This window comes from Trabulsiella odontotermitis (assembly GCF_030053895.1).
GTDB classification, from domain to species: Bacteria; Pseudomonadota; Gammaproteobacteria; order Enterobacterales; family Enterobacteriaceae; genus Trabulsiella; species Trabulsiella odontotermitis_C.
Window position 1 is genome coordinate 1,483,700 of sequence record NZ_CP125781.1, and the last position, 18,726, is coordinate 1,502,425.

Genomic DNA, 18,726 nt, shown 5'->3' on the forward strand with positions numbered 1-18,726 from the left:
GAGTCAATTGGAAAAACTTATAGGTGAGTCCATGCTGTTCCGCCATATTCACTACTTTCTCGCGGTCGCCGAACATCAGGGGTTTACCCGCGCGGCAGCGGCATTGCATGTTTCGCAACCGGCGCTGTCACAGCAGATCAAACAGCTGGAGGCGTTGCTCGGCGTACAGTTATTTGATCGCAGCGGACGCAACACCCGTCTGACCGATGCGGGCGAGGTGTATTTGCGCTATGCGCGAAACGCGCTGCAGGCGCTGGAAGAGGGGAAACGGGCAATTCATGATGTCGAAGATTTAAGTCGGGGTTCGCTACGGGTCGCCGTCACGCCGACCTTCACGGCCTATTTCATCGGGCCGCTGGTGGCTGCGTTTTACGCGCGTTATCCCAATGTGACGTTACAACTGCAGGAGATGTCGCAGGACAAAATTGAAGAGCTGCTGGTCAATGATGAGCTGGATGTCGGTATCGCGTTTGATGAGGTGCACTCACCGGATATCGACGCGCAGACGCTGCTCACCGAAACGCTCGCTCTGGTCGTGGCCCGTCACCATCCGCTGGCGCAACAAAAATCCGTCGAGTTGCGTGTGCTTAATGATGAACAACTGATTCTGCTGAGCGCGGAATTTGCCACGCGCGAACAGATTGACCGCTACTGCCGTCAGAGGGGGTTGCGTCCGCAGGTGGTGATGGAAGCCAATTCGATAAACGCCGTATTGGCGCTGATTCGCCGGACGCCATTATCGACGCTGTTACCGGCGGCAATTGCTATGCAGAGTGACGATCTGAGCGCGGTTTCGCTGATGCCGCCATTGCTGGAAAGAACCGCAGTACTGATGCAGCGCAAGGGGGCCTGGCAGACCGCTGCCGCGCGCGCGTTTGTGGCGATGGCGCTGGAGGAAGCGGACAGCATCGCGCTTCCTCCGAAACGCCGGTAAGGGCGTGAGATTAATACTTCAGGGTTGAGAGGGAATCTTTACCGGCCTGAGCATATTTATCTTTGATATCTTCCGTAGCGTTAAAGGTCGAGATCATCATTTTCCCGTCCATAGAAGAAATCTGCATCACGTTGAAGATTTTCGCGTCAACGCCAGGTGTCGTCATCTCCAGACGAGCCATTTTTTTACCGTCGATAGTCATCTCAGACACCACTGGCGAAAAAGTGCTCATTTGAGCTTTCAGTGCGGTCATCACCTGTGGGAGCAGCGCTTCCGTCACGCGGTTTTCGGTCACGGCGAACGCGAGCGTCACTTTGCCGCCTTCGCTTTCCACGTACCAGGCTTCCTGCGGACGCTGACCCGGGTTGGTGTATTTCTTGTCCATCAATTCTTTAGGCATCTTCACGAAGCCTTCCGGCAGCACGATAGAGGCTTTGCCGTCGAGGATTTTGGTGGCGTTATCGCTGTCAGTCGTGTCGGCGCTATCACAAGCGGAGAGAAACAGCGCAGAGCTGACCAGCAGTGCGCTAAACATGGCGTTGATTTTCATCAGTTAACTTCCTGTAGTGTGAGTAAATCCATTGTCATAACCACGAACAGTGGCGGAAAAAAGATGCTCACTTTATCAGCCATATTGCAAGAATTTATCTTAAATCGTTGCGCCAGTACGAAATCAGATCTGCGGTGATCGCACCAGCGCAGAGGCTATTGCGCGCTCTGAGTGTAACAAATCGTAACTCTTTTTGATCCCGCCACGGGTTTTACCTCCATCGGGGTATGCACCTGTCACCCTTACTCACATAACGTACGCAATAGAGGGGTACGTAATAAATATAAGGGTTTTTGCCCGTTCCCTGAGTCTTGCAAGGAAGTCGTCATGGTTGATGTCACGCGTCGCGGCATGCTAACCGGATCCTGGCGTAATGCCGTCCAGGCCATCCGTCCACCCTGGAGTGGTGAAGAAGCGCATTTTCTCTCGCGGTGTACGCGCTGTGACCGCTGTGTGGAGCACTGCGAAACCGGCGTGTTGCACCGTGGATCCGGGGGATACCCCGCCATCGATTTCCCGCGCGGAGAATGCACGTTTTGTTATGCCTGCGCGAAGGCCTGTCCCGAATCTCTTTTTTTGCCGCGCCACACCAGGGCATGGGAACTCTCGATAACCATCGGAGAACGCTGTCTGGCGCAACAGTCCATCGACTGTCGTCACTGTCAGGATAGCTGTGAAGCATCGGCGATTGTCTTTCGTCCCGGGATGAGAGGCATCTGGCAACCGCAATTAAATCAGGAAATGTGCAGTGGATGTGGCGCCTGCGTCACCCGTTGTCCGGTCAATGCAATAACGGCGGAGTAAAGCCATGGAAACGCTCTGGCAGGTTTGTAGCCTCGTGGTTCAGGCAAAGAATCAGCAGGTCCCTGAGATCAGCAACACGCTGAACGGGTTACCTGGTTGTGAAGTCGCAGTTTTTGATGTCGCAAGCGGCAATCTGGTGGTGGTAGTCGAAGCGACGGAAAGCCAGATGCTGTTAGACACTATCGAGTCGGTACGCAACACAGAGGGCGTGCTGGCGGTTTCGCTGGTATATCACCAGCAGGATGAGCAAGGTGAGGAAGCACCATGAAACTCAGTCGTCGTAGCTTTATGAAAGCTAACGCCGTTGCGGCCGCTGCGGCGGCTGCCGGTCTCAGCGTCCCCGGTGTTGCGCGCGCTGTGGTGGGCCAACAGGAAGCCATTAAATGGGACAAGGCGCCATGCCGTTTTTGTGGTACGGGGTGTGGTGTGCTGGTCGGTACGCAAAATGGCCGTATCGTCGCCTGTCAGGGTGACCCGGATGCCCCGGTTAACCGTGGGCTGAACTGCATCAAGGGCTATTTCCTGCCCAAAATCATGTACGGAAAAGACCGTCTGACGCAGCCGCTGCTGCGCATGACCGACGGTAAATTCAACAAAGAAGGCGAATTCACCCCGATCAGCTGGGAACAAGCCTTTGACATCATGGAAGAGAAGTTTAAAACCGCGCTGAAGGATAAAGGCCCTGAATCGATCGGCATGTTTGGTTCCGGTCAGTGGACCATCTGGGAAGGCTACGCCGCGGCGAAGCTGTTCAAAGCCGGTTTCCGTTCCAACAACCTCGATCCTAACGCCCGTCATTGTATGGCGTCCGCGGTGGTGGGTTTTATGCGTACCTTCGGCATGGACGAACCGATGGGCTGTTACGATGATATCGAACATGCCGACGCGTTTGTGCTCTGGGGTTCGAACATGGCGGAGATGCACCCGATCCTGTGGTCGCGCATCACCAACCGCCGTCTGTCCGATCCTGACGTCACGGTTGCCGTCCTTTCAACCTTCCAGCACCGCAGCTTTGAGCTGGCCGACAACGGCATGGTCTTCACGCCGCAAAGCGACCTCGTGATCCTCAACTACATTGCCAACTATCTGATTCAGAACAATGCGGTTAACCAGGATTTCCTCGACAAACATGTCACCCTGCGCAAAGGGACGACGGATATCGGCTATGGTCTGCGTCCGAATCATCCGCTGGAGCAGAAAGCGAAAAACCCGGGCGCCGATACCTCTGAGCCGATGACGTTTGAGGAGTACAAAGCGTTTGTGGCGGAGTACACCCTCGAGAAAACCGTGCAGATGTCCGGTGTGCCAGCCGATCAACTGGAAAAACTGGCGCAGCTCTACGCTGACCCGAATAAAAAGGTCATCTCCTACTGGACGATGGGTTTCAATCAGCATACGCGTGGCGTCTGGGCCAACAACCTCGTTTACAACCTGCACCTGCTGACCGGCAAAATCTCTCAGCCGGGTTGCGGGCCATTCTCACTGACCGGCCAGCCTTCCGCCTGCGGTACAGCGCGTGAAGTCGGGACTTTCGCCCACCGTCTGCCAGCAGACATGGTGGTAACCAATGAGAAACACCGCGATGTCACCGAGAAGCAATGGAACATTCCGGCAGGGACCATTCCGCCGAAAATCGGTCTGCACGCGGTGGCGCAGGATCGCGCGCTGAAAGACGGCAAGCTGAACGTCTACTGGACCATGTGCACCAATAACATGCAGGCCGGACCGAACATCAATCAGGAGCGTATGCCGGGCTGGCGCGATCCGCGTAACTTCGTGATCGTTTCCGATCCGTATCCGACGGTAAGTGCGCTGGCCGCGGACCTGATCCTGCCGACCGCCATGTGGGTAGAGAAAGAAGGCGCCTACGGTAACGCCGAGCGTCGTACTCAGTTCTGGCGTCAGCAGATCAAAGCGCCGGGCGAGGCAAAATCCGACCTGTGGCAGATTGTCCAGTTTGCTCGTCGTTTCAAAACCGAAGAGGTATGGAGCGAAGAGTTACTGGCGAAGAAACCTGAACTGCGTGGCAAAACGCTGTTTGATGTGCTGTTCGCTAATGCCGAAACCACCAAATTCCCGCTCTCCGAGCTGGCGGAAGGACAGCTTAACGACGAGTCCCATGACGTCGGTTTCTACCTGCAAAAAGGGCTGTTCGAAGAATACGCCGCTTTCGGCCGCGGTCATGCCCATGATCTGGCGCCGTTCGATGACTACCACAAAGCGCGCGGTCTGCGCTGGCCGGTTATCAACGGCAAAGAGACGTTGTGGCGTTACAGCGAAGGTAACGATCCTTACGTGAAAGCGGGCGAGAGCTACAAGTTCTACGGTAAGCCGGATGGCAAAGCGACGATTTTCGCCCTGCCGTATGAGCCGGCTGCAGAAGCCCCGGACAGCGAATACGATCTGTGGCTGTCCACCGGGCGCGTGCTGGAGCACTGGCATACCGGCAGTATGACTCGCCGTGTTGAGGAACTGCACCGTGCCTTCCCGGAAGGCGTCGTATTTATGCACCCACAGGATGCGAAGTCACGCAATCTGCGTCGTGGCGACAAGGTGAAAGTGATCTCCCGCCGTGGCGAGGTGGTCTCCATCGTCGAGACGCGCGGTCGTAACCGTACGCCGCAGGGTCTCGTGTATATGGCGTTCTTTGATGCCGCACAGCTGACCAACGCACTGACGCTGGATGCGACAGATCCGATTTCGAAAGAGACGGATTACAAGAAGTGCGCCGTTAAACTGGCAAAGGTGTAACGTATCATGTCCCGGGTCGTGAAGTCGCAAGGTCGTCGCCGCTTTCTGCGTGATATGGTTCGCGCAGCGGGTGGGCTGACCGTCGTTGGCGTCGCGCTGGGTTTGCAACAGCAGACCGCGCGCGCCAGTGGCGTGCGGCTGCGCCCACCAGGCGCGCTGGCGGAAAATGCCTTCGCCAGCGCCTGTATCCGTTGCGGTCAGTGCGTTCAGGCCTGCCCGTACGACACGCTGAAGCTGGCGACGCTGGCGTCAGGGTTGTCGGCGGGAACGCCGTATTTCGTCGCCCGCGATATCCCCTGTGAAATGTGCGAAGACATTCCCTGCGCGGTGGTCTGCCCGAGTGGCGCGCTGGACAGCGAAATTGCCTCGATTGACGATGCCCGGATGGGGCTGGCGGTCCTGCTTGATCAGGAAAACTGCCTGAACTATCAGGGGCTGCGCTGCGATGTCTGTTATCGCGTCTGCCCGTCTATCGATAAGGCGATTACGCTCGAACTGGATCGCAACATGCGCACCGGCAAACACGCCCGCTTTATACCGACCGTGCACAGCGATGCCTGCACCGGCTGCGGTAAATGCGAGAAAGCCTGTGTGCTGGAACAGCCAGCCATCAAAGTGCTGCCGCTGTCGCTGGCGAAAGGGGAACTGGGGCACCACTACCGTTTCGGTTGGCTGGAGGGAAGCGATGGCAAACCGTAAATGCGACGCTGGCCGTGAAGCGCTGGCGAAAAAAGGATGGTGGCGCAGTTACAAATGGCTGGTGTTGCGCCGCGTGAGTCAACTGTTAGTTCTCGGTATGTTCCTGAGCGGACCGTGGTATGGCATCTGGATCCTGCGTGGAAACTACAGCGGCAGTCTGTTGCTCGATACCGTGCCGCTGACCGATCCGCTGATGGTGCTGCAAAGCCTCGCCAGCGGTCATCTGCCAGCGGTGCTGGGGCTGACCGGCGCCATCATCGTCATCCTGTTCTATGCCATAGCAGGAAAACGGCTGTTCTGCAGCTGGGTCTGCCCGGTGAATCCGATCACTGATCTCGCCAGCTGGCTACGTCGTCGGCTCGATATCAGCCAGTCCGCCACTATTCCCCGTTATTTGCGTTATCTGCTGCTGGTGATGGTGCTGGCAGGTGCGGCGATCACCGGCACGCTCATCTGGGAGTGGATAAATCCGGTGTCGTTGACGGGGCGTAGCCTGGTGTCCGGGTTTGGCTCTGGCGCGTTTTTGCTTCTGGCGCTGTTCCTGTTTGATTTGCTGGTGGTAGAGCACGGCTGGTGCGGGCATCTGTGCCCGTTGGGGGCGCTGTATGGCGCGGTGAGCAGCAAAGGCGTGCTCACGGTGTCAGCGAAAGGGCGTGGGAAATGTTCGCGCTGTATGGATTGTTTTCACGTTTGCCCGGAGCCGCATGTACTACGTGCTCCGGTTCTGGATGAGCAAAGTCCGGTGCAGATAACGGGCCGCGATTGCATGACCTGCGGCCGCTGTGTGGATGTCTGCCCTGAGGATGTATTCACAATAACTACACGATGGAGTTCGGGAGCGAAATCATGAAAAACCATGTCCTGATAAAGGCGTTAAGTCAAGGGATGGCGGCGCTGGCCCTGGTGGTAAGCGGGATGGTTTGGGCGGCGAATGGCGTGGATTTCAGCCAGTCGCCTGAAGTGTCGGGAACGCAGGAAGGGGCGATCCACATGCCGAAAGAGCAGGATCGGATGGCGCTGAACTACGTCAACCAGCCGCCGATGATCCCGCACAGTGTGGACGGCTACCAGGTCACCACCAACACCAATCGCTGCTTACAGTGTCACGGTGTGGAGAGTTACCGCACCACCGGTTCGCCGCGCATTAGCCCGACCCATTTCATGGACAGCGACGGTAAAGTGCTGGCAGAAGTGGCGCCGCGCCGGTATTTCTGCCTGCAATGCCACGTGCCGCAGACCAATGCCGCGCCGATTGTCGAAAATACATTTACCCCGTCGAAAGGGTTCGGGAAGTAAGAGGCTGCTATGGAAACATCGAACCGTAAACCGGGAATCATTCGACGCCTCTGGCAATGGTGGCGGCGACCGAGCCGTCTGGCGCTGGGAACGCTGTTGCTGACAGGGTTTATCGCCGGGATTATTTTCTGGGGGGGATTCAACACCGGCATGGAAATGTCCAACCGTGAAGAGTTCTGCATCAGCTGCCACGAAATGCGCAATACCGTTTACCAGGAATATATGGAAACGGTGCATTACAACAACCGTAGCGGCGTGCGCGCAACCTGTCCGGATTGCCACGTTCCGCATGAATGGGCACCAAAAATGTTGCGCAAGATCCAGGCAAGTAAAGAACTTTACGGAAAAGTGATGGGCCTGATTGACACGCCACAGAAGTTTGAAGACCATCGCCTCACGATGGCGCAGAACGAATGGCGTCGAATGAAAAACAACAACTCACAAGAGTGCCGGAACTGTCACAATTTCGAATTCATGGATCTCACGATGCAGAAAGGCGTGGCGGCGAAGATGCACGATCAGGCAGTGAAGGACGGGCAAACCTGTATCGATTGCCATAAGGGTATTGCCCATAAACTGCCGGACATGCGTGAAGTAGAGAATGGATTTTAACCCATGCTTGAAGTGGTAAAGTTGTACTGCGAAAGAGACGATCGGGTGCTGTTCAGCGACCTGTCGTTTGAGGTCAACGCAGGTGAGTGGGTGCAAATCACCGGCGGTAATGGCGCGGGCAAAACCACATTGCTGCGCCTGCTGACCGGGCTATCGCGTCCCGATGACGGCGAGGTGTTCTGGCAAGGAACGCCAGTCTCCCGACAACGGGATGTGTTCCACCAACAACTTTTGTGGATTGGTCATCAGCCGGGTATCAAAACCCGGCTGACCGCGCTTGAGAATTTACGTTTTTTCCACCACGACAGCACGCTGCAGGCCTGCTTTTCCGCACTGGCGAAGGCGGGGCTGGCCGGTTTTGAAGATATTCCCGTTAATCAGCTTTCCGCAGGCCAGCAGCGCCGCGTCGCGCTGTCACGCCTGTGGCTGAGCCGTGCGCCGCTGTGGATCCTCGACGAGCCGTTTACTGCCATTGACGTCAATGGCGTAGAACACCTGACCGCGCAAATGAACACACACACGGAGCGGGGCGGCATGGTGATCCTCACGACCCATCAGCCGCTTAACGTTGGCGACGATAAGCTGCGCCGCGTCGCCCTGACGGGAGTTGCGGCATGATGTGGCAAATTTTCCGTCTTGAGCTACGGGTAGCGTTTCGTCACAGTGCGGATATCGCAAATCCGTTATGGTTCTTCTTAATCGTTATCACGCTGTTTCCGTTGGGCATTGGCCCTGAACCGCAACTGCTGGTTCGCATCACACCGGGCGTTATCTGGGTTGCTGCGCTACTCGCCTCGTTGCTGGCGCTGGAGCGTCTGTTTCGCGATGACCTGCAGGACGGCAGTCTTGAGCAACTGATGCTGTTACCGCTGCCGTTACCGGCGGTGGTGCTGGCAAAAGTGCTGGCGCATTGGGTGGTGACCGGGCTGCCGCTGATCATCCTTTCTCCACTGGCGGCGTTGCTGATGGGCATGGATGTTCACACCTGGCAGGTGATGGCGCTGACGCTGCTGCTGGGAACGCCAACGCTCGGTTTCCTCGGCGCGCCAGGCGTCGGGCTGACGGTCGGTATCAAGCGTGGTGGCGTACTGCTCAGTGTGCTGGTGTTGCCATTAACCATCCCACTGCTGATTTTTGCGACAGCGGCGATTGACGCCGCGACAATGCATCTGCCGGTTGACGGCTATCTGGCAATACTTGGTGCGCTGCTGGCAGGCAGTGCAACGTTAAGTCCCTTTGTGACTGCAGCAGCGCTACGCATCAGCATGCAGTAACTGGATGCGAAAGGAGTGGTGACAACTATGTGGAAACAACTTCATCAACTGGCGATACCGCCCCGGCTCTATCGACTCTGTAGCCAGCTTATTCCCTGGTTCGCTATCGCCAGCCTGCTGGTGCTGCTGACGGGCTGGATCTGGGGATTCGGCTTCGCGCCCTCGGATTATCAGCAGGGACAAAGTTACCGCATTATTTATCTGCACGTCCCGGCGGCTATCTGGTCGATGGGCATTTACGCCTCCATGGCGATCGCGGCGTTTATTGGTCTGGTGTGGCAAATGAAAATGGCCAACCTTGCCGTCGCGGCGATGGCGCCGGTCGGCGCCGTGTTTACCTTCATCGCGCTGGTTACCGGTTCCGCCTGGGGCAAACCGATGTGGGGCACCTGGTGGGTATGGGACGCCCGCCTGACCTCTGAACTGGTGTTACTGTTTCTCTACGTTGGCGCCATTGCGCTGTGGTACGCCTTTGAAGATCGCAAAATCGCCGGGCGTGCGGTAGGGATCCTGGTGCTGATTGGCGTCGTCAATCTGCCGATTATCCATTACTCCGTGGAGTGGTGGAACACGCTGCATCAGGGCTCGACCCGTATGCAGCAAAGTATCTCCCCGTTGATGCGCACGCCGCTGCGCTGGTCAATCGTGGGTTTCCTGCTTCTTTTCGTCACACTTACCCTGATGCGAATGCGCACCCTGATTTTGCTGCAGGAGCGCCGTCGTCCGTGGGTCAGCGAGCTTATCGCTAAGCGAGGTCGCTTGTGAACAGCGCATTTGCATCCTGGTCTGATTTTTTTGCCATGGGCGGTTACGGCTTTTACGTCTGGCTGGCCGTCTGTTTTACCGTTTTTCCCCTGCTGGCGCTCTGTTTCCATAGCTGGGCGCAACATCGTGCCATTCTGCGTGGATTGCAGAAACAGCAGGAAAGGGAGGCGCGCATGCGTGCCGCGAAGATGCAGAAGGAGCTGGCATGAATATTCGTCGTAAAAACCGTCTGTGGTTAGCGCTCGCGGTACTGGCGGGTTTAGCGTTGACGGCGACGCTGGTGCTTTACGCCCTGCGTTCGAATATCGACCTTTTCTATACGCCGGGCGAAATCGTCTACGGCAAACGCGAAACGCACCAGTTGCCGGAGGTGGGTCAGCGCCTGCGCGTGGGCGGCATGGTGATGCCGGGAAGCGTGAAGCGCGATCCGGGCTCGCTGAAAGTCACCTTTACGGTTTATGACGCGGAAGCGGAAATCAACGTCAGCTACGAAGGCATTCTGCCGGATCTGTTCCGCGAAGGGCAGGGCGTCGTAGTGCAGGGTGAACTGCAAAAAGGCGACAGCGTGGTGGCGAAAGAGGTACTGGCGAAGCATGACGAAAACTACACGCCGCCAGAAGTGGAAAAAGCGATGCAGGATAACCATCGCCGTCCGGCCAGTTTCTACAAGGAAAACGCCTCATGATGCCTGAAGTCGGCAATGCGTTGCTGTGCCTGGCGCTCGGCGTAGCGCTTTTGCTCTCCGGCTATCCACTGCTGGGCGTAGCAAGAGGGGACTCGCGCCTGATGGCGATGGCGCGTCCACTCGCCTGGTTGTTGTTTATTGTGGTCAGCGGCGCGTTTGCGATACTGATCCACGCCTTTGTGGTCAATGATTTCACCGTCCTGTATGTCGCCAGCAACTCCAACACGCAACTGCCGGTCTGGTATCGCGTCGCGGCGACCTGGGGCGCTCATGAAGGCTCACTGCTGTTATGGGTGCTGCTGATGAGCGGCTGGACGTTCGCCGTCGCCCTCTTCAGCCGTGCGATCCCGCTTGATATCGTCGCGCGGGTACTGGCAGTGATGGGCATGGTGAGCGTCGGCTTTCTGGTTTTCATTCTGTTCACCTCCAACCCGTTTACTCGCACCCTGCCGGAATTCCCGATAGAAGGGCGCGATCTCAACCCGCTGTTGCAGGATCCGGGGCTGATTTTCCATCCGCCGTTGCTGTATATGGGCTATGTCGGTTTCTCGGTGGCATTTGCCTTTGCCATCGCTTCGTTGCTGAGCGGTCGTCTCGACAGCGTGTACGCGCGCTTTTCCCGCCCCTGGACGCTGGCGGCGTGGATATTTCTGACATTGGGCATCGTGCTGGGTTCCGCCTGGGCGTATTACGAACTGGGCTGGGGTGGCTGGTGGTTCTGGGATCCGGTCGAAAATGCCTCGTTTATGCCGTGGCTGGTAGGCACCGCGCTCATGCACTCACTGGCGGTCACCGAGCAGCGCGCCAGCTTCAAAGCCTGGACGCTGTTGCTGGCGATCACCGCGTTTTCGCTGTGTCTGCTCGGCACCTTCCTGGTGCGTTCCGGGGTGCTGGTCTCCGTTCACGCGTTTGCCTCCGATCCGGCGCGCGGAATGTTCATTCTGGCCTTTATGGTGCTGGTGATCGGCGGTTCCTTACTGCTGTTCGCGGTCAGAGGGCATCGCGTGCGGTCACGGGTCAATAACGCGCTGTGGTCCCGCGAGTCATTGCTGCTCGCCAATAACGTCTTACTGGTAGCCGCGATGCTGGTGGTGTTGCTGGGTACGCTGTTGCCGCTGGTGCACAAACAGCTGGGGCTCGGCAGTATCTCTGTCGGCGAGCCATTCTTTAATTCGCTGTTCAGCGCCCTGATGGCGCCGTTTGCGCTGCTGCTGGGCATCGGACCGCTGATCCGCTGGGGTCGCGATCGCCCTGGCCGATACAAAAAACTGTTCCTGTTGGCGCTGGTGTCGACGCTGGCGCTGTCGTTGCTGTTGCCGCTGCTGTTACAGGACCATATTGTGGCGATGACCGTGGTCGGTCTGGCGATGGCGAGTTGGGTGCTGGTGCTGGTTATCGCTGAAGTCGTTTTGCGGCTGAAAAAAGGCAATAAACTCACCGCCAGCTATTGGGGCATGGTGCTCGGGCATATCGGACTGGCGGTGACCGTGGTTGGTATCGCGTTCAGCCAGAACTACAGTGTTGAGCGTGATGTGCGCATGAAAGCGGGCGACGCGGTCGATATTCACAACTACCGCTTTATTTTCCGCCAGGTGGAAGAACGGAACGGCCCGAACTGGCGCGGCGGTGCGGGGATCATCGACGTCACCCGTAACGGCAAGCCTGAAGCGACATTACATGCCGAAAAACGCTTTTATAACACCAGCAGCATGATGATGACGGAAGCCGCGATTGATGGCGGTATCACGCGTGATCTGTATGCCGCGCTGGGTGAAGAACTGGATAACGGCGCGTGGGCGGTTCGCCTCTATTACAAACCGTTCATCCGCTGGATCTGGGCGGGCGGTATTCTGATGTCGTTAGGTGGCCTGTGCTGTCTGTTCGACCCGCGTTATCGCAGGAGGCCACATGAAGCGTAATATTCTGCTGATTCCATTTTTTATTTTCCTGGTGATTGCCGCAGCGCTGTTGTGGCAACTGGCCCGCAATGCCGAGGGTGATACCCCGACCAATCTCGAATCCGCGCTGATTGGCAAACCGGTACCGGCGTTCCGTCTCGAGTCGCTGGACGAGCCAGGAAAAGTGTATGACGCGGCGGTGCTGACGCAGGGAAAACCGGTGCTGTTGAACGTCTGGGCGACCTGGTGCCCGACCTGCCGTGCGGAACACCAGTTCCTTAACCAGCTTGCCGCGCAGGGCGTGCGCGTGGTGGGCATGAACTACAAAGATGACCGGGCGAAAGCGATGACCTGGCTGAAAGAACTGGGTAATCCGTATGCGTTAAGCCTGTTTGACGGTGACGGCATGCTGGGGCTGGATCTCGGCGTCTACGGCGCACCGGAAACTTTTCTGATTGATGGCAAAGGGATTATTCGCTATCGCCACGCCGGTGATATGAATATGAACGTCTGGGAGCAGGAAGTGAAACCGCTGTGGGATCGCTACAGTCAGGAGGCGAAATCATGAGAGCGTTACTGTTCAGCCTGCTGGTGCTGTTTTCCGCTGCCGCCTTTGCCGCGACGGACGTGATGACCTTTCGCGATGAGGCGCAGGAGCAACAATTCCGGCAGTTGACCGCCGAACTGCGTTGCCCGAAATGCCAGAACAACAGCATTGCTGACTCTAATTCCATGATCTCCGTTGACATGCGTCAGAAGGTCTATGAACTGATGCAGGAAGGGAAGAGCAAGCAGGAAGTGATCGATTACATGGTGGCGCGCTACGGCAATTTCGTCACTTATGATCCGCCGCTCACCCCGCTGACGGTGCTGTTGTGGCTGATCCCGGCCGTCGCTGTGCTGACGGGGGGATGGGTGATTTTTGCCCGTACGCGGCGTCGGGAGCTGAAAGCGAAAGACGATGTCGTGCCACAACCGACGGCAGTTGCCCCGCTGAATCTGTGGTTGCTGGTGCCGGGCGTGGTGGTGGCGCTGGTTCTCAGCGGCTGGAGCTATTACCAGGTCGGCGGCTATGAAAAAGTGCGCGTCTGGCACCTGGCGACAGCGCAAACCGATGCGCTGATGGATCGCGTGCTCGACCAGAAAGCAAAAGCGCTGAATGTCGAGGAAATGTCGCGTCTGGCGCTGGGGCTGCGTACGCAATTGCAGGACCAGCCCAATAACGTTGATGGCTGGATGATGCTGGGGCGTATTGGAATGGTACTGGATAATGCCAGCACGGCGACGGATGCGTGGGGGCGCGCTTATGCGCTCGCGCCAACCAACAGCGAAGTGGCCGTGGGCTACGCCCAGGTGCTGATCCGCTCGCCAGACAGTAATGATAACCGCCGTGGCGGTGAGTTACTGCGTGAGCTGGTGAAAACCAATCATGCGGACGTGCGGGTGCTCAGCCTGTATGCCTTTAATGCCTTTGAAGAGCAGCGTTACGATGAAGCGATTTCGTCGTGGCAATTGATGCTGAAGCTGTTGCCTGGCGGCGATCAGCGCCGCGCTATCATTGAGCGCAGCATCGCACAGGCAATGCAACAGCGGGGTGGCAGCTAAACGCGTGCCAGGGTGAATTACTGAATGCCGCGCGTTTGCAGGAACAGGATCGTCGCGGCAACCCGTGAACGGACGTTGAGTTTGCGCAGCAGGTTGCGGATATGTACTTTCACTGTCTGTTCAGAGATATCCAGCACTGACGCAATCTGTTTATTCGACAGGCCGCGCGCCAGTTCATGCAACACATCCAGCTCGCGTTCGGTCAGGACGCTGAACGGATCGTTTGCTCCGCCTGCGCTCTCGCGCTCCTGCAGGTAAGCGAATACGCGTTCGCTAAACGCATCCCCCCCGTTGGCGCTGTTGCGAATAGAGTCCAGCAACTCTTCCGGCTCGCCGTCTTTCAGCAAATAGCCATCTGCACCGGCGTCAATCATGGCGTAGATGTCGCTGGCTGCGTCGGAAACGGTAAGAATAACAATGCGCGCCGTCACGCCATCGCGGCGCAGCGCTCTGAGCGTATCCAGCCCGCTCATTCTTCCCATATTGAGGTCGAGCAGGATCAGATCGAGGTCGTTCTGATTGGCAAGCTCAATGGCTGTCTGACCATCGCCCGCTTCAGCAACAACGTTAAAGACACTGTCGAGTTCCAGTAACTGACGGATCCCTCGTCTCATAAGAGGGTGGTCGTCAACAATCATCACCTGAAAGGTGGTGGTCCCAGGCATAACAGACTCCATGGTCATAAAGTACCTCAAGGGTATTATTCATTATTGTTATTACGTGTGTGATTTTCCAGATTCGCGCCAGCGCGAGAAGATCAGATATTACCTTATTTATAACAGGGTCAATAAGGGAAAAGGGCGCAATGTTAATGCTATGTCGCAAAAATAAGTATTTATAGAAATATTGTCTGTGTGAATTCAGCAGGCTAATCCATCGTTTTTCGCAGAGAAACAACATAAATCATAAATTCTATTAATAACAAGTAGTTAAGTGTAATTTATAAAAAGTACCAACAAAGGGTTTACGGGTTTATTGATTTCAGTGCCGTGATCTAACCCTAAAGGTGTATTTAACATGCATTTACATTTGATTAAAAACAACATTATTGTTGTGGTTTTTGGTTACATATAGAAATGAGCAATGTCATGACAGTTTTTTTGTGCGGTTACTGTCATGGAAGAAAAATAACAGAGCCGCCATTTTCCCCGGTGGCGCAATCTGGACGAGGCCCCTATGGCAAGGATAAAAATAAGCGCACGCCGTATTTTCAGCTTGATTCTCCCACTCTGTTTTATCTTTAGCGCCCACGCTGAACCGACGGCTGTACCCGCGAAATCTGCACCCATTGAGGCAAAGAATGAAACCTTCGCCTCGAAAAACCCTGATCAGTACCAGTCCTGGAAGGCAACCAGTGAGCAGTCAGATCGCGTTGACGCGCTGGCTGAAGATCCGCGGCTGGTCGTTCTCTGGGCGGGATACCCTTTCTCTCGCGACTATAACAAACCCCGCGGCCATGCGTACGCGGTCACCGACGTACGTGAAACGCTGCGTACCGGTGCGCCGAAAAACGCAGAAGATGGCCCGCTGCCCATGGCCTGCTGGAGCTGTAAGAGCCCGGATGTCGCGCGTCTGATCCAGAAAGATGGTGAAGACGGTTACTTCCATGGCAAATGGGCGCGCGGCGGCCCGGAAATCGTCAATAACTTAGGTTGTGCCGACTGCCACAACACCGCGTCCCCTGACTTCGCGCAGGGTAAACCGGCGTTGACCCTGTCACGCCCGTATGCCGCCCGCGCGATGGAAACTATTGGCAAGCCGTTTGAGAAGGGCAGCCGTTTCGATCAGCAATCGATGGTCTGTGCCCAGTGCCACGTTGAATATCACTTTGATGGCGCAAACAAAGCGGTGAAATTCCCGTGGGATGACGGCATGAAAGTCGAGGATATGGAGAAGTACTACGACGCCATTACCTTTGCTGACTGGGTCAACCCGCTGTCCAGAACCCCGATGCTGAAAGCGCAGCATCCGGAATATGAAACCTGGACCGTTGGCATCCACGGTAAAAACAATGTGACCTGTATCGACTGTCACATGCCGAAGGTACAGAACGCCGAAGGCAAAACCTACACCAGCCACAAGATCGGCAATCCGTTCGATAACTTCGAACAGACCTGCGCGAACTGCCATACCCAGGACAAAGCCACGCTGCAGAACATTGTTGCCGAGCGTAAAGAAGCGATTCGTGTGCTGAAACTGAAAGTGGAAGATCAGATAGTCCGTGCTCACTTTGAAGCAAAAGCGGCATGGGATGCAGGCGCGAAAGAAGCAGACATGAAGCCGATTCTGGCCGATATCCGTCATGCGCAGTGGCGCTGGGACCTGGCTATCGCGTCTCACGGTATCCACATGCACGCGCCGGAAGAGGGGCTGCGGATGCTCGGCGGCGCGCTGGATAAAGCCGCTGATGCCCGTACCAAACTGGTTCGTCTGCTGGCTACCATGGGTATCACCCATGAAATTCCGCTGCCGGATATCTCCACCAAAGAGAAAGCCCAGGCCGCAGTTGGCCTGAACATGCAGCAAATCAAAGCTGAAAAAGAGGACTTCCTGAAAACGGTGGTTCCGCAATGGGAAGAGCAGGCACGTAAAAACGGTCTGTTAAGCCAATAACCCCCATCTCCGCCCCTTGCGGGGCGGATTGATCAATGGAGTGAATATGAGCGTACTACGTTCGTTATTAACTGCCGGGGTGCTGGCGTCAGGCCTGTTATGGAGCCTTTCCGGGATGTCCGAAACGCCAGCGCCACAGGATCCCGACCAGCGCTGGACGGTGACCCAGCAGCGCAATCCGGATGCCGCATGTCTTGACTGTCACAAACCCAATTCTGAGGGGATGCACGGCAAACATGCGTCAGCGATTAACCCGGGTAATAAACTGCCCGTAACCTGTACCAACTGCCACGGTAAGCCGTCGCCGAAACACCGTGAAGGTGTGAAAGACGTCATGCGTTTCAATGATCCGATGTACACGGTAGAACAGCAGAATAGTGTCTGTATGTCCTGCCATTTACCGGAACAGTTACAGAAAGCGTTCTGGCCTCACGATGTCCATGAGACAAAAGTGGCCTGCGCCAGTTGCCACCAATTGCATCCACAGCAGGATAAGATGCGGGCGTTGGACGATAAAGGACGGATTAAATTGTGCGTAGATTGCCACAGCGATCAGCGTACCAATCCGCACTTTAATCCGGCGTCAGTGCCCCTGTTTAAGGAGCAGCCATGAGTTGCTCACGTCGCCAGCTAATCACCCGTATGGGCGCGCTGATTGCGATCAGCGGGGCGGCGGGGCAGATTGTGGCAAAAACGCTGAATATTAACGGAGTGCGTTACGGCATGATCCACGACGAGTCGTTGTGCATCGGCTGTACCGCGTGTATGGATGCCTGCCGGGAGGTGAATAACGTCCCGGAAGGCGTATCGCGGTTGACCATTATTCGCAGCGAGCCGATTGGCGAATTCCCGGACGTGAAGTATCGGTTTTTCCGCCATTCGTGCCAGCACTGCGATCTTGCGCCTTGCGTAGATGTGTGCCCGACCGGCGCCTCTTACCGTGATGCGGCCAATGGTATTGTGGATGTGAACCCGGACCTTTGCGTGGGTTGCCAGTACTGTATCGCGGCTTGTCCGTACCGCGTCCGCTTTATCCACCCGGTCAACAAGACGGCGGATAAATGCGATTTTTGCCGGAAGACCAACCTCAGACAGGGGAAACTGCCTGCCTGTGTTGAATCCTGTCCGACGAAAGCGCTCACCTTTGGCAATCTGGACGATCCCAACAGCGAGATCTCTCGTCTGTTGCAGCAAAAAGCAACCTACCGCTTCAAGCTGGCGTTGGGAACGAAGCCGAAAGTCTATCGCGTACCGTTTAAATATGGAGAGGTGAGCCAATGACCCCCGCTTCTGCTTTCCATTTTGAGTCGCTGGTCTGGGACTGGCCGATCGCGATTTACCTGTTCCTGATAGGTATTTCCGCCGGGCTGGTCACGCTGGCGGTGCTTCTGCGCCGTTTTCACCCTGCCGAGGGCACCGCAGAAAGCTCGCTGATGCGCACCACGCTGTTCATTGCGCCAGCCGCCATTATTCTTGGTCTGGTTATTCTCATTTTCCATCTGGCGCGGCCGTGGACATTCTGGAAACTGATGTTCAACTACAGCCTGACCTCGGTGATGTCGATGGGGGTGCTGCTGTTTCAGGTCTACATGGTGGTGCTGATCCTGTGGCTGGCGGAAATTTTCGACAGAGAGACGATCGCATTACAACAGAAGTATTTCCCGCGGCTGACGTTTGTTGAGAAGGTACTGAAACTGTTGACCGTCATTCAACGACCGCTGGAAACAGTGATGCTGGTGCTGGCGGTATTGCTGGGCGCTTATACCGGTTTTCTGCTGTCGGCGCTGAAGTCCTATCCGTTCCTCAATAACCCGGTGCTGCCGGTGCTGTTTCTGTTTTCAGGCATCTCCTCGGGTGCCGCGGTGGCGTTGATCGCGATGGCGTTTCGTCACCGCAATAACCCGCACAGTACGGAAGTCCACTTTCTTCACCGTGTCGAAAAACCGGTGTTCTGGCTGGAAGTCTTCCTGCTGGCCGCGTTTTTCGTCGGGCTGGCGCTCGGCGATGACGGCAAAATGCGGGCGCTGGTCGCCGCGCTGGGCGGTGGGTTCTGGACCTGGTGGTTCTGGATTGGTGTGGCGGGTATTGGTCTGGTTGTCCCGTTGCTGCTGAAACGGTGGGCGACGCGTGAATCTGCGTTTGTTGGTGCGCTCATTGTCAGCGGCGCCAGCCTGACCGGTGTTCTGCTGCTGCGCTTCTACATTCTTTATGCAGGACAGTTAACAGTGGCGTAAGCCCGG

22 protein-coding genes are annotated in these 18,726 nt (G+C 56.5%); 20 read left to right on the forward strand and 2 right to left on the reverse strand.

The window, feature by feature from the left end; translation table 11 throughout:
• The first annotated feature begins 31 nt into the window (after positions 1 to 31).
• Complete coding sequence (gene cynR, locus QMG90_RS07120) at positions 32 to 934, forward strand: transcriptional regulator CynR (RefSeq protein WP_283283904.1); 903 nt, start codon at positions 32 to 34, stop codon at positions 932 to 934.
• Positions 935 to 944: 10 nt separating this feature from the next.
• Here the strand turns inward: cynR and QMG90_RS07125 are convergent, their stop codons facing one another.
• A complete protein-coding gene (locus QMG90_RS07125) occupies positions 945 to 1,484 on the reverse strand; it encodes a hypothetical protein (RefSeq protein WP_283283161.1) in 540 nt (179 codons plus the stop codon).
• Between the two features lie 327 nt (positions 1,485 to 1,811).
• On the opposite strand from QMG90_RS07125, the gene napF reads away from it, so the two are divergent.
• The 15 genes from napF to QMG90_RS07200 are packed head-to-tail and all read left to right on the forward strand — an operon-like array spanning position 1,812 to position 13,873.
• Positions 1,812 to 2,288, forward strand: a complete 477-nt coding sequence (gene napF / locus QMG90_RS07130; RefSeq protein WP_283283162.1) for a ferredoxin-type protein NapF — start codon at positions 1,812 to 1,814, stop codon at positions 2,286 to 2,288.
• 4 nt (positions 2,289 to 2,292) lie between these two features.
• On the forward strand, positions 2,293 to 2,556 hold the full coding sequence (napD, locus tag QMG90_RS07135; RefSeq protein WP_038156834.1) for a chaperone NapD: 264 nt from the start codon (positions 2,293 to 2,295) through the stop codon (positions 2,554 to 2,556).
• Complete coding sequence (gene napA, locus QMG90_RS07140) at positions 2,553 to 5,039, forward strand: nitrate reductase catalytic subunit NapA (RefSeq protein ID WP_283283163.1); 2,487 nt, start codon at positions 2,553 to 2,555, stop codon at positions 5,037 to 5,039. The genes napD and napA overlap by 4 nt, the downstream gene beginning before the upstream one ends.
• Positions 5,040 to 5,045: 6 nt before the next feature.
• Positions 5,046 to 5,738: a ferredoxin-type protein NapG gene (gene napG / locus QMG90_RS07145; protein WP_283283164.1), complete on the forward strand. Its 693-nt coding sequence runs from the start codon at positions 5,046 to 5,048 to the stop codon at positions 5,736 to 5,738.
• Positions 5,725 to 6,588 carry a quinol dehydrogenase ferredoxin subunit NapH gene (gene napH / locus QMG90_RS07150; protein ID WP_283283165.1) on the forward strand — a complete coding sequence of 288 codons (864 nt, stop codon included), beginning with the start codon at positions 5,725 to 5,727 and terminating at the stop codon, positions 6,586 to 6,588. Before napG ends, napH begins: the two co-directional genes overlap by 14 nt.
• A complete protein-coding gene (gene napB / locus QMG90_RS07155; protein ID WP_049849580.1) occupies positions 6,585 to 7,034 on the forward strand; it encodes a nitrate reductase cytochrome c-type subunit in 450 nt (149 codons plus the stop codon). Before napH ends, napB begins: the two co-directional genes overlap by 4 nt.
• A 9-nt stretch (positions 7,035 to 7,043) precedes the next feature.
• Complete coding sequence (napC, locus tag QMG90_RS07160) at positions 7,044 to 7,646, forward strand: cytochrome c-type protein NapC (protein ID WP_038156818.1); 603 nt, start codon at positions 7,044 to 7,046, stop codon at positions 7,644 to 7,646.
• Between the two features lie 3 nt (positions 7,647 to 7,649).
• Positions 7,650 to 8,264 (forward strand): cytochrome c biogenesis heme-transporting ATPase CcmA, encoded by a 615-nt coding sequence (gene ccmA, locus QMG90_RS07165; protein WP_283283166.1) that lies wholly within the window; start codon positions 7,650 to 7,652, stop codon positions 8,262 to 8,264.
• A complete protein-coding gene (ccmB, locus tag QMG90_RS07170) occupies positions 8,261 to 8,920 on the forward strand; it encodes a heme exporter protein CcmB (protein ID WP_038156813.1) in 660 nt (219 codons plus the stop codon). The genes ccmA and ccmB overlap by 4 nt, the downstream gene beginning before the upstream one ends.
• A gap of 27 nt (positions 8,921 to 8,947) precedes the next feature.
• On the forward strand, positions 8,948 to 9,685 hold the full coding sequence (locus tag QMG90_RS07175; RefSeq protein WP_283283167.1) for a heme ABC transporter permease: 738 nt from the start codon (positions 8,948 to 8,950) through the stop codon (positions 9,683 to 9,685).
• Positions 9,682 to 9,894, forward strand: a complete 213-nt coding sequence (ccmD, locus tag QMG90_RS07180; RefSeq protein ID WP_152958562.1) for a heme exporter protein CcmD — start codon at positions 9,682 to 9,684, stop codon at positions 9,892 to 9,894. The genes QMG90_RS07175 and ccmD overlap by 4 nt, the downstream gene beginning before the upstream one ends.
• A complete protein-coding gene (ccmE, locus tag QMG90_RS07185) occupies positions 9,891 to 10,370 on the forward strand; it encodes a cytochrome c maturation protein CcmE (RefSeq protein WP_283283168.1) in 480 nt (159 codons plus the stop codon). The genes ccmD and ccmE overlap by 4 nt, the downstream gene beginning before the upstream one ends.
• The gene (locus QMG90_RS07190) at positions 10,367 to 12,289 is read left to right on the forward strand and encodes a heme lyase CcmF/NrfE family subunit (protein ID WP_283283169.1); all 1,923 of its coding nucleotides are present in this window, start codon (positions 10,367 to 10,369) and stop codon (positions 12,287 to 12,289) included. The genes ccmE and QMG90_RS07190 overlap by 4 nt, the downstream gene beginning before the upstream one ends.
• Entirely contained in the window at positions 12,279 to 12,836 is a 558-nt protein-coding gene (gene dsbE, locus QMG90_RS07195; protein ID WP_283283170.1) for a thiol:disulfide interchange protein DsbE, read from the forward strand. The genes QMG90_RS07190 and dsbE overlap by 11 nt, the downstream gene beginning before the upstream one ends.
• A complete protein-coding gene (locus QMG90_RS07200; protein WP_283283171.1) occupies positions 12,833 to 13,873 on the forward strand; it encodes a cytochrome c-type biogenesis protein CcmH in 1,041 nt (346 codons plus the stop codon). The genes dsbE and QMG90_RS07200 overlap by 4 nt, the downstream gene beginning before the upstream one ends.
• Positions 13,874 to 13,890: 17 nt before the next feature.
• On the opposite strand, the gene narP is transcribed toward QMG90_RS07200, so the two are convergent.
• Positions 13,891 to 14,538, reverse strand: coding sequence for a nitrate/nitrite response regulator protein NarP (narP, locus tag QMG90_RS07205; RefSeq protein WP_283283172.1), 648 nt, complete (start codon positions 14,536 to 14,538; stop codon positions 13,891 to 13,893).
• Between the two features lie 511 nt (positions 14,539 to 15,049).
• Between narP and nrfA the strand changes: the two genes are divergently transcribed.
• From nrfA to nrfD, 4 genes are read left to right on the forward strand one after another with little or no spacing between them, the layout of a single operon-like run.
• On the forward strand, positions 15,050 to 16,486 hold the full coding sequence (nrfA, locus tag QMG90_RS07210) for an ammonia-forming nitrite reductase cytochrome c552 subunit (protein WP_283283173.1): 1,437 nt from the start codon (positions 15,050 to 15,052) through the stop codon (positions 16,484 to 16,486).
• Positions 16,487 to 16,532: 46 nt separating this feature from the next.
• The gene (nrfB, locus tag QMG90_RS07215) at positions 16,533 to 17,099 is read left to right on the forward strand and encodes a cytochrome c nitrite reductase pentaheme subunit (protein WP_283283174.1); all 567 of its coding nucleotides are present in this window, start codon (positions 16,533 to 16,535) and stop codon (positions 17,097 to 17,099) included.
• Positions 17,096 to 17,767 carry a cytochrome c nitrite reductase Fe-S protein gene (gene nrfC, locus QMG90_RS07220; protein WP_283283175.1) on the forward strand — a complete coding sequence of 224 codons (672 nt, stop codon included), beginning with the start codon at positions 17,096 to 17,098 and terminating at the stop codon, positions 17,765 to 17,767. The genes nrfB and nrfC overlap by 4 nt, the downstream gene beginning before the upstream one ends.
• A complete protein-coding gene (gene nrfD / locus QMG90_RS07225) occupies positions 17,764 to 18,720 on the forward strand; it encodes a cytochrome c nitrite reductase subunit NrfD (protein ID WP_283283176.1) in 957 nt (318 codons plus the stop codon). Before nrfC ends, nrfD begins: the two co-directional genes overlap by 4 nt.
• The last annotated feature ends 6 nt before the right edge of the window (positions 18,721 to 18,726 follow it).

What these genes read in the sequence shown, in the direction of transcription:
- cynR (WP_283283904.1), top strand. Translation starts at nt 32, where the DNA reads ATGCTGTTCCGCCATATTCACTACTTTCTCGCGGTCGCCGAACATCAG.
- QMG90_RS07125 (WP_283283161.1), bottom strand. Translation starts at nt 1,484, where the DNA reads ATGAAAATCAACGCCATGTTTAGCGCACTGCTGGTCAGCTCTGCGCTG.
- napF (WP_283283162.1), top strand. Translation starts at nt 1,812, where the DNA reads ATGGTTGATGTCACGCGTCGCGGCATGCTAACCGGATCCTGGCGTAAT.
- napD (WP_038156834.1), top strand. Translation starts at nt 2,293, where the DNA reads ATGGAAACGCTCTGGCAGGTTTGTAGCCTCGTGGTTCAGGCAAAGAAT.
- napA (WP_283283163.1), top strand. Translation starts at nt 2,553, where the DNA reads ATGAAACTCAGTCGTCGTAGCTTTATGAAAGCTAACGCCGTTGCGGCC.
- napG (WP_283283164.1), top strand. Translation starts at nt 5,046, where the DNA reads ATGTCCCGGGTCGTGAAGTCGCAAGGTCGTCGCCGCTTTCTGCGTGAT.
- napH (WP_283283165.1), top strand. Translation starts at nt 5,725, where the DNA reads ATGGCAAACCGTAAATGCGACGCTGGCCGTGAAGCGCTGGCGAAAAAA.
- napB (WP_049849580.1), top strand. Translation starts at nt 6,585, where the DNA reads ATGAAAAACCATGTCCTGATAAAGGCGTTAAGTCAAGGGATGGCGGCG.
- napC (WP_038156818.1), top strand. Translation starts at nt 7,044, where the DNA reads ATGGAAACATCGAACCGTAAACCGGGAATCATTCGACGCCTCTGGCAA.
- ccmA (WP_283283166.1), top strand. Translation starts at nt 7,650, where the DNA reads ATGCTTGAAGTGGTAAAGTTGTACTGCGAAAGAGACGATCGGGTGCTG.
- ccmB (WP_038156813.1), top strand. Translation starts at nt 8,261, where the DNA reads ATGATGTGGCAAATTTTCCGTCTTGAGCTACGGGTAGCGTTTCGTCAC.
- QMG90_RS07175 (WP_283283167.1), top strand. Translation starts at nt 8,948, where the DNA reads ATGTGGAAACAACTTCATCAACTGGCGATACCGCCCCGGCTCTATCGA.
- ccmE (WP_283283168.1), top strand. Translation starts at nt 9,891, where the DNA reads ATGAATATTCGTCGTAAAAACCGTCTGTGGTTAGCGCTCGCGGTACTG.
- QMG90_RS07190 (WP_283283169.1), top strand. Translation starts at nt 10,367, where the DNA reads ATGATGCCTGAAGTCGGCAATGCGTTGCTGTGCCTGGCGCTCGGCGTA.
- dsbE (WP_283283170.1), top strand. Translation starts at nt 12,279, where the DNA reads ATGAAGCGTAATATTCTGCTGATTCCATTTTTTATTTTCCTGGTGATT.
- QMG90_RS07200 (WP_283283171.1), top strand. Translation starts at nt 12,833, where the DNA reads ATGAGAGCGTTACTGTTCAGCCTGCTGGTGCTGTTTTCCGCTGCCGCC.
- narP (WP_283283172.1), bottom strand. Translation starts at nt 14,538, where the DNA reads ATGCCTGGGACCACCACCTTTCAGGTGATGATTGTTGACGACCACCCT.
- nrfA (WP_283283173.1), top strand. Translation starts at nt 15,050, where the DNA reads ATGGCAAGGATAAAAATAAGCGCACGCCGTATTTTCAGCTTGATTCTC.
- nrfB (WP_283283174.1), top strand. Translation starts at nt 16,533, where the DNA reads ATGAGCGTACTACGTTCGTTATTAACTGCCGGGGTGCTGGCGTCAGGC.
- nrfC (WP_283283175.1), top strand. Translation starts at nt 17,096, where the DNA reads ATGAGTTGCTCACGTCGCCAGCTAATCACCCGTATGGGCGCGCTGATT.
- nrfD (WP_283283176.1), top strand. Translation starts at nt 17,764, where the DNA reads ATGACCCCCGCTTCTGCTTTCCATTTTGAGTCGCTGGTCTGGGACTGG.